Origin of the sequence: Pseudomonas sp. PGPR40, from assembly GCF_022014505.1 — a bacterium.
GTDB lineage: Bacteria > Pseudomonadota > Gammaproteobacteria > Pseudomonadales > Pseudomonadaceae > Aquipseudomonas.
In genome coordinates this window covers 138,561-151,276 of sequence record NZ_JAKLSP010000007.1, presented here as the reverse complement: position 1 = coordinate 151,276, position 12,716 = coordinate 138,561, and the positions used below count along the sequence as shown (strand labels likewise).

At 58.7% G+C, this 12,716-nt stretch carries 12 protein-coding genes; 9 read left to right on the top strand and 3 right to left on the bottom strand.

Going from position 1 to position 12,716, the window contains the following annotated elements:
• Positions 1-167: 167 nt before the first annotated feature.
• The 9 genes from argS (at position 168) to MEB48_RS08700 (ending at position 10,731) form a co-directional block, all read left to right on the top strand.
• Positions 168-1,904 carry an arginine--tRNA ligase gene (gene argS / locus MEB48_RS08740; protein WP_237883712.1) on the top strand — a complete coding sequence of 579 codons (1,737 nt, stop codon included), beginning with the start codon at positions 168-170 and terminating at the stop codon, positions 1,902-1,904.
• A gap of 1 nt (position 1,905) precedes the next feature.
• Entirely contained in the window at positions 1,906-2,613 is a 708-nt protein-coding gene (locus tag MEB48_RS08735; RefSeq protein ID WP_030129222.1) for an SPOR domain-containing protein, read from the top strand.
• A 233-nt stretch (positions 2,614-2,846) separates the two neighbouring features.
• Positions 2,847-3,377 carry an ATP-dependent protease subunit HslV gene (hslV, locus tag MEB48_RS08730; RefSeq protein WP_007899242.1) on the top strand — a complete coding sequence of 177 codons (531 nt, stop codon included), beginning with the start codon at positions 2,847-2,849 and terminating at the stop codon, positions 3,375-3,377.
• A 54-nt stretch (positions 3,378-3,431) separates the two neighbouring features.
• A complete protein-coding gene (gene hslU / locus MEB48_RS08725) occupies positions 3,432-4,772 on the top strand; it encodes an ATP-dependent protease ATPase subunit HslU (RefSeq protein ID WP_095052782.1) in 1,341 nt (446 codons plus the stop codon).
• 179 nt (positions 4,773-4,951) lie between these two features.
• Positions 4,952-5,329 carry a gamma-butyrobetaine hydroxylase-like domain-containing protein gene (locus MEB48_RS08720; protein WP_019581848.1) on the top strand — a complete coding sequence of 126 codons (378 nt, stop codon included), beginning with the start codon at positions 4,952-4,954 and terminating at the stop codon, positions 5,327-5,329.
• Positions 5,330-5,585: 256 nt separating this feature from the next.
• The gene (gene phaC / locus MEB48_RS08715; protein ID WP_237883710.1) at positions 5,586-7,265 is read left to right on the top strand and encodes a class II poly(R)-hydroxyalkanoic acid synthase; all 1,680 of its coding nucleotides are present in this window, start codon (positions 5,586-5,588) and stop codon (positions 7,263-7,265) included.
• A gap of 134 nt (positions 7,266-7,399) precedes the next feature.
• Positions 7,400-8,254 (top strand): poly(3-hydroxyalkanoate) depolymerase, encoded by an 855-nt coding sequence (gene phaZ / locus MEB48_RS08710; protein WP_237883708.1) that lies wholly within the window; start codon positions 7,400-7,402, stop codon positions 8,252-8,254.
• 114 nt (positions 8,255-8,368) lie between these two features.
• The gene (gene phaC, locus MEB48_RS08705) at positions 8,369-10,051 is read left to right on the top strand and encodes a class II poly(R)-hydroxyalkanoic acid synthase (protein WP_237883706.1); all 1,683 of its coding nucleotides are present in this window, start codon (positions 8,369-8,371) and stop codon (positions 10,049-10,051) included.
• 59 nt (positions 10,052-10,110) lie between these two features.
• On the top strand, positions 10,111-10,731 hold the full coding sequence (locus tag MEB48_RS08700; protein ID WP_237883704.1) for a TetR/AcrR family transcriptional regulator: 621 nt from the start codon (positions 10,111-10,113) through the stop codon (positions 10,729-10,731).
• A gap of 271 nt (positions 10,732-11,002) precedes the next feature.
• Here MEB48_RS08700 and MEB48_RS08695 read toward each other — a convergent pair whose 3' ends face one another.
• The 3 genes from MEB48_RS08695 to MEB48_RS08685 all read right to left on the bottom strand — a co-directional run bounded on the left by MEB48_RS08695 (position 11,003) and on the right by MEB48_RS08685 (position 12,716).
• Complete coding sequence (locus MEB48_RS08695; RefSeq protein WP_237883702.1) at positions 11,003-11,764, bottom strand: phasin family protein; 762 nt, start codon at positions 11,762-11,764, stop codon at positions 11,003-11,005.
• 10 nt (positions 11,765-11,774) lie between these two features.
• Positions 11,775-12,197: a phasin family protein gene (locus tag MEB48_RS08690; RefSeq protein ID WP_007899266.1), complete on the bottom strand. Its 423-nt coding sequence runs from the start codon at positions 12,195-12,197 to the stop codon at positions 11,775-11,777.
• Between the two features lie 243 nt (positions 12,198-12,440).
• Positions 12,441-12,716, bottom strand: coding sequence for a polyhydroxyalkanoic acid system family protein (locus tag MEB48_RS08685; protein WP_237883701.1), 276 nt, complete (start codon positions 12,714-12,716; stop codon positions 12,441-12,443).

The following is a 12,716-nucleotide window of genomic DNA, read 5'->3' as shown; positions in this document are numbered from 1 at the left end:
AGCGAGCGGTGCGGCGATCCGACTTGCCCGCGAAGGCGGCCGAATTGTCACCACATATCCATAACCTGCCCGCTATAGTTGGCAAGCCGGTCTTCGCAACGGATAATGCCCAGTTTTTCCACCAGCGCATCGAAGCGCCGCCGCGCTTGCGGTCGACAGAGAACACCATGAAAGACACCATTCGCCAGCTGATCCAACAAGCCATCACCCAACTCGTCAACGAAGGTGTGTTGCCTGAAGGCCTGTCGCCGGCGATCCAGGTGGAAAACTCTCGCGACAAGAAAAACGGCGACTTCGCCAGCAACATCGCCATGATGCTGGCCAAACCGGCGGGCATGAAACCCCGTGACCTGGCCGAGAAAATCATCGCCGCGCTGCCGGCTGACGAGAACGTCTCCAAAGCTGAAATCGCCGGCCCTGGCTTCCTGAACTTCTTCCAGAACACTCAAGCCCTGGCGACCCGCCTGGACGCGGCGCTGGCCGACGACCACATCGGCGTGCGCAAAGCCGGCCCGGTGCAGCGCACCGTGGTAGACCTGTCGGCACCGAACCTGGCCAAAGAGATGCATGTCGGCCACTTGCGTTCAACCATCATCGGCGATGGCGTGGCGCGGGTTCTGGAATTCCTCGGCGACGAAGTGATCCGCCAGAACCACGTTGGCGACTGGGGCACCCAGTTCGGCATGCTGATGGCTTATCTGCAGGAAAACCCGATCACCAGCGACGAGCTGTCAGACCTGGAAAATTTCTACCGCGCCGCCAAACAACGCTTCGACGAATCCGCAGAGTTCGCTGATCGCGCCCGTGGCCTGGTGGTCAAGCTGCAAGCCGGCGACCCGGACTGCCTGGCGCTGTGGACCAAGTTCAAAGACATCTCGCTGTCGCACTGCCAGAAAATCTACGAGCTGTTGAACGTCAAACTGACCATGGCCGACGTAATGGGTGAAAGCGCCTATAACGACGACCTGATCAACGTGGTCAACGACCTCAAGGCCGCTGGCTTGCTGGTCGAAAGCAACGGCGCCCAGTGCGTGTTCCTCGACGAATTCAAGAACGCTGACGGCGAACCGCTGCCGGTGATCATCGTCAAGGCCGATGGCGGCTACCTCTACGCCACCACCGACCTCGCGGCCGTGCGCTACCGCAGCGGCGTGCTGAAGGCTGATCGCGCGTTGTACTTCGTCGACCAGCGCCAGGCCCTGCACTTCCAGCAAGTGTTCCAGGTCGCGCGCCTGGCCGGCTTTGTGACCCATCCGATGGAAATGGAACACATGGGCTTCGGCACCATGAACGGCGCCGATGGCCGTCCGTTCAAGACCCGTGACGGCGGCACCGTGAAGCTGATCGACCTGCTGACCGAAGCCCAGGAACGCGCCTACACACTGGTGAAGGAGAAGAACCCGGAACTCGCCGAAGACGAGTTGCGCAACATCGCCAAGGTTGTGGGCATCGGCGCCGTGAAATACGCCGACCTGTCCAAGCACCGCACCAGCGACTACAGCTTCAACTTCGACCTGATGCTGAACTTCGAAGGCAACACCGCGCCGTACCTGCTGTACGCCTACACTCGGGTTGCCGGTGTGTTCCGCAAACTCGGCAAGGATTTCAGCGAAGTCGAAGGGCAGATCGTCCTCGAAGCCGCACACGAACATGAGCTGGCGGCGAAACTGGCGCAGTTCGGCGAAATCCTCAATAACGTGTCCGACAAAGGCACACCGCACATCCTCTGCACCTACCTGTACGATGTTGCCGGCCTGTTCTCCAGCTTCTACGAGAACTGCCCGATCCTCGGTGCGGACACCCCGGAGCAGATGCAGAGCCGCCTGCGCCTCGCCGCGCTGACCGGTCGCACTCTCAAGCAAGGCCTGGAACTCTTGGGTCTGGAAACTCTGGAGCGCATGTAAGTTGGCCGCCAAGAAAAAACCTGCACCCAAACGGGGCGCCAGCCGTTACCAAGCTCCTGCAAAGCAACCGATCCCGGGCTGGCTGTGGATGGCCATCGGCCTGACGGTCGGCGCGTTCATTGTGTTTCTGATGAAGCTGGAGCCGGGCAAGGGCAGCGATACCGTCAAGCGCGAGAAGATCGAGCAGCAGAAAGCCACCAAGATCGCCGAGGCCAACAAGACTCCGCCGAGCCCGACGCAACCGGTGAAGCCGAAGTACGACTTCTACACCTTGCTGCCGGAATCGGAAGTCATCGTGCCGCCGGACGCGGTGCCGGAGAAAACCCTGCCAACGCCACAAGTGCCGGCCATTCCGACCACGCCGGTGACGCCTGCGGAAGCAGCGAAGATCGACACGGCCCGGGCTCAAGCGGCATTGGCCGGCATCACCCCGCCGCCAGCACCGCCCGTGGCGAAAGCTGCGCCGGTGACCAAGTTCTTCCTGCAGGCCGGCTCATTCCGCAAAGAAGCCGATGCCGACAAGGTGCGTGCGCAGATCATCCTGCTGGGTCAGGCCGTGGCGGTTGAATCCGGCACGGTGAAGGACGAGACCTGGTATCGGGTTTTGGTCGGCCCGTTCAGCAACCGCGAACAGTTGACTACGGCCCAGAAGCAACTGGCGGGCAGCGGTTTCAGCAATCTGTTGTTACAACAACGCCAGAGCCGCTGATCCCGCGCCTGATCGTTCCCACGCTCTGCGTGGGAATGCAGCCCGGGACGCTCTGCGTCCCTTCCGGCGCCGGAACGCGGAGCGTCCCTTGAGGCATTCCCACGCAGAGCGTGGGAACGATCGCCTGTCAGGCACCGCTCGTCCCCCGCCGCATCCTACAGTTGAAAAACGCTCCACCACCCCCATATGAGTGGGCAGAAGGCATTTTCGCCCCGCTGCGTGGAGACTCTCCCTTGACCACCATCGTTTCAGTTCGCCGCCACGGCAAAGTCGTCATGGGCGGCGACGGCCAGGTTTCGCTCGGCAATACCGTAATGAAAGGCAACGCGAAGAAAGTTCGTCGCCTGTACCACGGCCAGGTTATCGCCGGTTTTGCCGGGGCCACCGCTGACGCCTTCACCCTCTTCGAGCGTTTCGAAGGCCAGCTCGAGAAACATCAGGGTCACCTGGTTCGCGCCGCCGTCGAACTCGCCAAAGAATGGCGTACCGACCGCTCCTTGAGCCGCCTCGAAGCCATGCTCGCGGTTGCCAACAAAGATGCCTCCTTGATCATCACCGGCAACGGTGACGTGGTTGAACCCGAAGAAGGCCTGATCGCCATGGGTTCCGGCGGCGGCTACGCCCAGGCTGCTGCGAGTGCCCTGCTGAAGAAAACCGATTTGTCGGCTCGGGAAATTGTCGAAACAGCGCTGGGCATCGCCGGCGACATCTGCGTATTCACCAACCACACCTTCACCATCGAGGAGCAGGATCTCGCTGAGTAAGCCTGTTTCGGCCTAGCGCCACGGCTCACTTTTGCTTGAGGACCGCCAATTATTATGCCCATGACCCCCCGTGAAATCGTCCACGAACTCAATCGCCATATCATCGGCCAGGACGATGCCAAACGCGCCGTCGCCATCGCCTTGCGTAATCGCTGGCGCCGGATGCAGCTGCCCGAAGAGCTGCGCGTCGAAGTCACCCCCAAGAACATCCTGATGATCGGCCCGACCGGTGTCGGCAAAACCGAGATCGCCCGTCGCCTGGCCAAGCTCGCCAACGCGCCGTTCATCAAAGTCGAAGCGACCAAGTTCACCGAAGTGGGCTACGTCGGCCGCGACGTCGAATCGATCATTCGTGATCTGGCCGACGCCGCGATCAAGTTGCTTCGCGAACAGGAAATGACCAAAGTTCGCCACCGCGCCGAAGACGCCGCCGAAGAGCGCATCCTCGACGCTTTGCTGCCACCGGCACGCATGGGCTTCAGCAACGAGGACGCCGCACCGTCCCAGGATTCCAACACCCGTCAGCTGTTCCGCAAACGCCTGCGTGAAGGTCAGCTGGATGACAAGGAGATCGAAATCGAAGTGGCCGAAGTGTCCGGCGTCGATATCTCCGCGCCACCGGGCATGGAAGAAATGACCAACCAGCTGCAGAGCCTGTTCGCCAACATGGGCAAGGGCAAGCGCAAAAACCGCAAGCTCAAGGTCAAGGAAGCGTTGAAACTGGTACGCGACGAAGAAGCCGGTCGCCTGGTCAACGAAGAAGAATTGAAGGCCAAGGCCCTGGAAGCCGTCGAGCAGCACGGCATCGTGTTCATCGACGAAATCGACAAGGTTGCCAAGCGTGGCAACTCCGGTGGCATCGACGTGTCCCGCGAAGGTGTACAGCGCGACTTGCTGCCGCTGATCGAAGGCTGCACCGTCAACACCAAACTGGGCATGGTCAAGACTGACCACATCCTGTTCATCGCTTCCGGTGCGTTCCACCTGAGCAAGCCGAGCGATCTGGTGCCCGAGCTGCAAGGTCGTCTGCCAATTCGTGTTGAGCTCAAGGCCCTGAGCCCGGAAGATTTCGAGCGCATTCTCAGCGAACCGCATGCCTCACTCACCGAGCAGTATTGTGCATTGCTGAAAACCGAAGGCTTGAACATCGAGTTCCAGCCGGACGGCATCAAGCGTCTCGCCGAGATCGCCTGGCAGGTCAACGAGAAAACCGAGAACATCGGTGCCCGTCGCTTGCACACCCTGCTCGAGCGCCTGCTCGAAGAGGTGTCGTTCAGCGCCGGTGATCTGGCCAGCACCCATGAGGACAAGCCAATCCTGATCGATGCCGATTACGTCAACAGCCACTTGGGCGAATTGGCGCAGAACGAAGACCTGTCCCGTTATATCCTGTAAGCCATACTTACAGTGTCAGCGAACCTGTGGGAGCGGGCTTGCTCGCGAAGAGGCCGTAACATTCAACATCTGCGTTGACTGTTACACCGCTTTCGCGAGCAAGCCCGCTCCCACATTAGAACTGTGGTGTTTTGCAGATCAGGTTCCAACAGGTCTCCCACAAAGACGGACTGCCGGCCATGACCCAACTCCCCACCGACATCAAACTCCACAAAGCCTCAAAAACCCTGACGCTTAAATACGCGTCCGGTGAGGAATATCACCTGCCCGCCGAGTTTCTTCGCGTGCACTCTCCTTCCGCCGAGGTCCAGGGCCACGGCAAACCTATCCTGCAATTTGGCAAGATCGGCGTAGGCCTGAGCAAGGTCGAACCGGCCGGTCAGTACGCACTGAAATTGACCTTCGACGACGGCCACGACAGCGGTCTGTTCACTTGGGAATATCTATACCAGTTGGCAGTGCGCCAAGAAGATCTGTGGAACGATTATCTTGCTGAACTGAAAGCGGCTGGAAAGACCCGCGATCCGAATGAGTCAGTCGTCAAGCTGATGCTCTAAATCAGGCCTTTGGCTATTTAGAGGGCATTTTCTAATTCCATCTGTTTGAATGCTCCGCTGCGGTGTCAACGATTGGCCCGCTTGCGAAAAAAATTAAACTCGGGTAACCAATGGAGCTGGCAAGTTCCGTGCAGTGCTCTCTGAACTAAAAAGCAGCGATGCGCAATTAACAGTCACCCGAGCAGTAGTACCTGGCGTGCTGTGTGATTACACAGCTGGACTCGGGTACTCGCCTCAGGACAATGGAGCGTCGTAGATGAGTAACAAGCTTAACGATGACTTGAAATTTCAGGCTTCGGAAAATACCTTGGGGCTGAATCCAGTTGTTGGACTACGTAGAAAGGATCTCTTGGGCTCTGCCCGAATGGTACTGACCCAGGCCATCAGACAACCCATCCACAGTGCCAGGCATGTCGCCCATTTCGGCATCGAACTCAAGAATGTGCTGTTCGGAAAATCCGAACTTCAACCGCAAAGCGACGACCGCCGTTTCCTTGACCCGGCCTGGAGTCAAAACCCGCTCTACAAACGTTATTTGCAAACTTATCTGGCGTGGCGCAAGGAACTTCACGCCTGGATCGATGACAGCAACCTCTCGCCCAAGGACGTCGCTCGTGGGCATTTCGTAATCAACCTCATGACCGAAGCCATGGCCCCGACCAACACGGCGGCCAACCCGGCGGCGGTCAAACGTTTCTTCGAAACCGGCGGCAAGAGCCTGCTCGACGGTCTCTCCCATCTGGCCAAGGATCTGGTGCACAACGGCGGCATGCCGAGCCAGGTCAATATGGGCGCGTTCGAAGTTGGCAAGAGCCTGGGCGTAACCGAAGGCGCGGTGGTCTTTCGCAACGACGTGCTGGAGCTGATCCAGTACCGACCGATCACCGAGCAGGTGCATGAACGCCCGCTGCTGGTAGTGCCGCCACAGATCAACAAGTTCTACGTTTTCGACCTGAGCCCGGACAAGAGCCTGGCGCGTTTCTGCCTGCGCAACAATGTTCAGACGTTCATCGTCAGCTGGCGCAATCCGACCAAGGAGCAGCGCGAGTGGGGCCTGTCGACCTACATCGAAGCGCTCAAGGAAGCGGTCGATGTCGTCACGGCGATCACCGGCAGCAAAGACGTGAACATGCTCGGTGCCTGCTCCGGCGGCATCACCTGCACCGCCCTGCTGGGTCACTACGCAGCGATCGGCGAGAAAAAAGTCAATGCCCTCACCCTGCTGGTCAGTGTGCTCGACACCACCCTGGACAGCGACGTGGCCCTGTTCGTAGACGAACAGACCCTCGAAGCCGCCAAGCGCCATTCCTACCAGGCTGGTGTGCTGGAAGGTCGCGACATGGCGAAAGTCTTCGCCTGGATGCGCCCCAACGACCTGATCTGGAACTACTGGGTCAACAACTACCTGCTGGGTAATGAGCCACCGGTTTTCGACATCCTGTTCTGGAACAACGACACCACCCGGTTGCCGGCGGCGTTCCACGGTGACCTGATCGAGATGTTCAAAAACAACCCATTGATCCGCCCTGATGCCCTGGAAGTGTGCGGCACGCCGATCGACCTCAAGCAGGTGACCGCCGACATCTTTTCCCTGGCGGGTACCAACGATCACATCACTCCGTGGAAGTCCTGCTACAAATCCGCACAGCTGTTCGGCGGCAAGGTCGAGTTCGTGCTGTCCAGCAGTGGGCATATCCAGAGCATTCTGAACCCGCCGGGCAATCCGAAAGCGCGCTACATGACCAGCACCGACATGCCGGTCAAAGCCGAAGAGTGGATGGAAAACTCCACCAAGCACACCGATTCCTGGTGGTTGCATTGGCAGGCGTGGCAGGCCGAGCGCTCGGGCAAACTGAAGAAATCCCCCGCCAACCTTGGCAACAAGGCCTTTCCAGCGGGTGAGGCTTCGCCGGGCACTTACGTGCATGAACGTTGAGCTTCAAATAACTCGCAGTCCGCGGCACTGGGAGGTGCCGCGATTTCTACCCATCACTCTCGAGGCCAGCCTCGAACATTCTGCGACGGCCCGGGACGGCTCGATCCGCGTTTAAAACCTACAGGGCTCCGTGCATGCCGCAACCGTTCGTCTTTCGTACCGTCAACCTGGATGGCCAGACCCTCCGCACCGCGGTACGCCCCGGCAAGCCTCACTTGACGCCCTTGCTGATTTTCAACGGCATCGGCGCCAACCTGGAGCTGATATTCCCGTTTGTCCAGGCCCTGGATCCGGATCTGGAAGTCATTGCCTTCGACGTACCCGGCGTCGGCGGCTCATCAACGCCCAACCGCCCGTATCGCTTTTCGAGCCTGGCGAAACTCACAGCGCGCATGCTCGACTATCTCGATTACGGGCAAGTCAACGTGATCGGCGTGTCGTGGGGTGGAGCTCTGGCGCAGCAGTTCGCCCATGACTATCCCGAGCGCTGCAAGAAGCTGGTGCTGGCGGCCACGGCGGCCGGTGCCGTGATGGTTCCGGGCAAGCCGAAAGTGCTGTGGATGATGGCCAGCCCACGGCGCTACATCCAGCCATCCCATGTGATCCGCATCGCACCGATGATCTATGGCGGCTCGTTCCGTCGCGATCCGACCCTGGCTGCCAGTCACGCCGCCAGAGTCCGCTCGGCAGGCAAACTCGGTTATTACTGGCAACTGTTCGCCGGCCTCGGCTGGACCAGCATTCACTGGCTGCACAAAATCCACCAACCCACTCTGGTGCTGGCAGGCGACGACGATCCACTGATCCCGCTGATCAATATGCGCATGCTGGCCTGGCGGATTCCCAATGCCCAATTGCACATCATCGACGACGGGCATCTGTTTTTGATTACCCGGGCCGAAGCGGTGGCACCGATCATCATGAAGTTTCTTGAGGAAGAACGTCAGCGCGCGGTGATGCATCCGCATCCAGCGCCATCGGGTGGCTAATCGGCCCAATGTCGGATGGCAGGACGCCGGGCAGCGCAACAACCCGTAACAGCGTCTATGGTGTTTTGTTCGGGTGTGTTTGTTTTTGGCCTGATGACGAAGGAGTGTTAACTCATGCGCGACAAACCAGCGAAGGGCTCTTTGCCCACTCCCGCTGTATTCATCAATGCACAGAATGCGGTTACCGGTCTGCGCGGCCGGGACCTGCTTTCGACCTTGCGCAGCCTGGCCACCCACGGCCTGCGCAACCCGGTGTACACGGCCCGGCATGCCTTGAAGCTGGGTGGTCAGTTGGGCCGCATATTGCTGGGTGAAACCCTGCACCCGATCAACCCGCAGGACAGTCGCTTTGCCGATCCGACGTGGAGCCTCAATCCTTTTTATCGCCGCAGCTTGCAGGCTTATCTGAGTTGGCAGAAAGAGGTCAAGAACTGGATCGACGAGAGCAACATGAGCGCGGACGATCGTGCCCGTGCCCACTTCGCCTTTGCCTTGATCAACGACGCCGTGGCGCCGTCCAACACTCTGCTTAACCCGCTGGCGATCAAGGAAATCTTCAACTCCGGTGGCAGCAGTCTGGTACGGGGTGTCGGCCATTTGCTCGATGACCTTATGCATAACGATGGCCTGCCCAGACAAGTCACCAAACAAGCGTTCGAGGTAGGCAAAACGGTCGCCACCACCACCGGCTCCGTGGTGTTTCGCAATGAGCTGCTGGAGCTGATCCAGTACAAGCCGATGAGCGAAAAGCAGTATTCCAAACCGTTGTTGATCGTGCCGCCACAGATCAACAAGTACTACATTTTCGACTTGAGCCCCGGCAACAGTTTCGTCCAGTTCGCCCTTAAAAACGGCTTGCAGACCTTCGTGATCAGTTGGCGCAATCCTGATGTGCGTCATCGTGAATGGGGGTTGTCTTCTTACGTCGAAGCCGCCGAAGAAGCGATGAATGTATGCCGGGCAATCACTGGCGCTCGCGAGGTCAACCTGATGGGGGCCTGTGCCGGCGGGCTGACCATTGCCGCGCTGCAAGGGCACTTGCAAGCCAAACGACAGCTAAGGCGGGTATCCAGCGCAACCTACCTGGTCAGTTTGCTCGACAGTCAGATAGACAGCCCGGCCACCCTCTTCGCCGACGAAGAAACGCTGGAAGCGGCCAAGCGCCGCTCATATCAGAAGGGTGTTCTGGAAGGTCGCGACATGGCCAGGGTGTTTGCCTGGATGCGTCCCAACGACTTGATCTGGAATTACTTCATCAATAATTACCTGCTGGGCAAGGAGCCGCCGGCGTTCGACATCCTCTACTGGAACAATGACAACACGCGCCTGCCGGCAGCATTTCATGGCGACCTGCTGGATTTCTTCAAACATAACCCACTGAGTCATCCGGGCGGACTGGAAGTGTGCGGCACACCGATCGACCTGCAGAAAGTCACCGTCGACAGTTTCAGTGTGGCAGGCATAAATGATCACATCACCCCATGGGATGCGGTGTATCGCTCGACATTGCTGCTGGGTGGCGAGCGGCGCTTTGTGCTGTCCAACAGCGGTCATGTGCAGAGCATTCTCAACCCGCCCAATAATCCAAAAGCCAATTACATCGAGAATCCGAAACTGAGCAGCGACCCGCGAGCCTGGTATTACGACGCCAAGCACATCGATGGTAGTTGGTGGACGCAATGGCTGGGCTGGATTCAGGAACGCTCCGGCGCGCAACACGAAACCCAGATGGCCCTCGGCAACCAGAACTATCCACCGATGGAGGCGGCACCCGGTACTTACGTGCGCGTGCGCTGACGTTCAACGAACCACGGCCGCCAATGGCCGTGGCATGACTCGACCATTAAGAAGACTGGATGAAAACCCGCGACCGGATTCTCGAATGTGCCCTGCAGTTGTTCAATCAGAAGGGCGAACCGAATGTGTCCACCATGGAAGTGGCCAACGAAATGGGCATCAGCCCGGGCAACCTCTATTACCACTTCCACGGCAAGGAGCCGCTGATCCTCGGTCTGTTCGAGCGTTTCCAGGCGGAGCTGACGCCCTTGCTCGATCCACCGTCCGACGTGGAGTTGGCGCCCGATGATTACTGGCTGTTCCTGCACCTGATCGTCGAACGCCTGGCCCACTACCGGTTTCTGTTCCAGGACCTGTCGAACCTTGCCGGCCGCCTACCGAAACTGGCCAAGGGGATACGCAGCCTGCTCAATGCGTTGAAGCGCACACTGGCGTCATTGTTGGCGCAGTTGAAAGCTCAAGGTCAGTTGGTCAGTGACACCCAGGCGCTGGGGCAGCTGGTGGAGCAAATCACCATGACGTTGCTGTTCTCGCTGGACTATCAGCGGATTCTCGACCGTGAAGGTGAAGTGAGGCTGGTGGTGTATCAGATCATGATGCTGGTTGCGCCGCATTTGCTGCCGCCGATCAAGGTTGCGACCGAGCGGTTGGCACTTCAATACCTGGAAGAACACGAGTAAAAATGTGGAAGCGGGCTTGCTCGCGAAAGCCGTGTGTCAGTCGACATCAGTGTTGAATGATGAACCGCTTTCGCGAGCAAACCCGCTCCCACATTGGATCTATCGTGTTCTTTAGAATGCATGCACAAACAAAAACGCCCGACCTTCGCAGGCCGGGCGTGATCGTTCCCATGCTCCGCGTGGGAATGCAGCCGGTGACGCTCTGCGTCACTGCCGCAATGGGACGCGGAGTCCGGTGAGGCATTTCCCACGCGGAGCGTGGGAATGCTCATCAGGACTGACTGGTTGGCGTCGACGGAGCCGGCGCGATAGTCGGGGTTACAGCAGGGGTCGGCGCAGTGGCGGAATTCGCCGTGCTCACCGGGGTTGCCGGTTTGGCGGCAGCCGCTGCTGGTTTCGGCGCGGCCGCTTTCGGGGCTGCCGGTTTTTTCACTGCTGGCTTCTTCGCGGCAGCCGGTTTGGCCGCTGCGGTTTTAGCTGCAGGTTTAGCGGCCGCTTTGGCAGCAGGTTTCGCCGCTGCAGTTTTGGCTGCCGGCTTAGCGGTAGCCTTGGCCAATGGTTTGGCAACGCTTTTGGCTGCTGGTTTGGCCGCCGCGGTTTTCGCCGCAACAGGCGCAACTTTGGCACCGGTGAGTTTTTCGATTTGCTTGGTCAGGGTATCGACCTTGCTATGCAGCGCTTTTACCTCATTGCGGCTCGGTACACCCAGGCGCGAAATGGCGCTGTTCAGACGCTTGTCGAAAGCCCCTTCCAGCTCATCCCATTTGCCCAGTGCGCGATCTTTCACGCCGCTGATGCGCGACTTGGCCGATGAAGCGGAGTCCTTGGCGGCATCGACTTTTTTGCCGACAGCGCTCTTGGTGAGCTTCTCGGCTTTCTCGCCGTCCTTGACCAATGCATCGAAGAGTTTGCTGCCGTCAGTGTCAATCTTCGAGTACACGCCTAAACCAGCCAGCCAGATCTTGCGGGAGTAGTCTTCGACCTTCCCGATCCACGAGCTGCCTTCTTTTTCAGTAGTCTTTTTGCCAGCCATCCCGTTCTCCTTAAGATTTACGCGCGACACGTTCGAGCAATGCCGTCAGCTCATCGAGCTTAGCAGAGAGTGTCTCCACGTCATGTTTAGACGGAATGCCGATACGATTCAAGGCGCTTGCGATACGTGTATCGAAAGCCCTTTCAACTTTGTCGAGTTGAAGTTCGACTTTGCCTTTGAAAGTGCTCACTTCACTCTTGGCTTCATCGATCTCGGCATTAGCCGCTTCAAGTTTTTCAGTGACTACTTTTTTGCCTTTCTTTTCAACAGCTTGACCAGCCTTGATCAGCTCTTGAACGTACTCGCTACCCTCTTGACCGACCTTGGTGTAAGCACCCAGACCAGCCAGCCAGATCTTGCGGGCATACGATTTGACGTCGCCCAAGGCGTTAGTCTCAACGTCGACTTTTTTCTTCAAAATAACTTTGGCCATGGTGCACCTCACGCGCAGAAGGGTCGAGGAACTGCCCGCAGAGAGTCGGGCTCAGGCACAAAGTAGTGAGAATAATTAGAAACGGCACCCTAACAAATGACATAAAACCTGTAGACGCAGAACAAATGTGGGAGCGGGCTTGCTCGCGAATGCGGTGTGTCATTCAGCATTGATATCGACTGACATACCGCATTCGCGAGCAAGCCCGCTCCCACATTAATCGTATTCCACACAACGACCGGATTACGCCAACGCTTTATCGAGGGCCCTTTCGATTTCCGATTTGATGGTGCCGCTCATGGCGGACATCAACAGGCCCAGTTCGACATCGACCTTGATCGAATCCTCACCCACATGCACCGCCCCTTTTACACCCGAGCGTCGCAGGTTCAGGGTGTCGCCGGACCACTGCGGCTCCAGGCCATATTGTTCGGACAGTTTCTGCGCCAACTTGTCGGCCTTCTCGCGGGCCGCTTCCTTACCCAGGCCATGGGCACGTTCAACACTAATACGGGCCAT

Excerpts from the sequence above, each read along its gene's own strand:
- MEB48_RS08690 (WP_007899266.1), bottom strand. The coding sequence starts at position 12,197 with ATGGCCAAAGTTATTTTGAAGAAAAAAGTCGACGTTGAGACTAACGCC.
- hslU (WP_095052782.1), top strand. The coding sequence starts at position 3,432 with ATGCCCATGACCCCCCGTGAAATCGTCCACGAACTCAATCGCCATATC.
- phaZ (WP_237883708.1), top strand. The coding sequence starts at position 7,400 with ATGCCGCAACCGTTCGTCTTTCGTACCGTCAACCTGGATGGCCAGACC.
- phaC (WP_237883706.1), top strand. The coding sequence starts at position 8,369 with ATGCGCGACAAACCAGCGAAGGGCTCTTTGCCCACTCCCGCTGTATTC.
- MEB48_RS08720 (WP_019581848.1), top strand. The coding sequence starts at position 4,952 with ATGACCCAACTCCCCACCGACATCAAACTCCACAAAGCCTCAAAAACC.
- MEB48_RS08695 (WP_237883702.1), bottom strand. The coding sequence starts at position 11,764 with ATGGCTGGCAAAAAGACTACTGAAAAAGAAGGCAGCTCGTGGATCGGG.
- phaC (WP_237883710.1), top strand. The coding sequence starts at position 5,586 with ATGAGTAACAAGCTTAACGATGACTTGAAATTTCAGGCTTCGGAAAAT.
- argS (WP_237883712.1), top strand. The coding sequence starts at position 168 with ATGAAAGACACCATTCGCCAGCTGATCCAACAAGCCATCACCCAACTC.
- MEB48_RS08685 (WP_237883701.1), bottom strand. The coding sequence starts at position 12,716 with ATGGCCCGTATTAGTGTTGAACGTGCCCATGGCCTGGGTAAGGAAGCG.
- MEB48_RS08700 (WP_237883704.1), top strand. The coding sequence starts at position 10,111 with ATGAAAACCCGCGACCGGATTCTCGAATGTGCCCTGCAGTTGTTCAAT.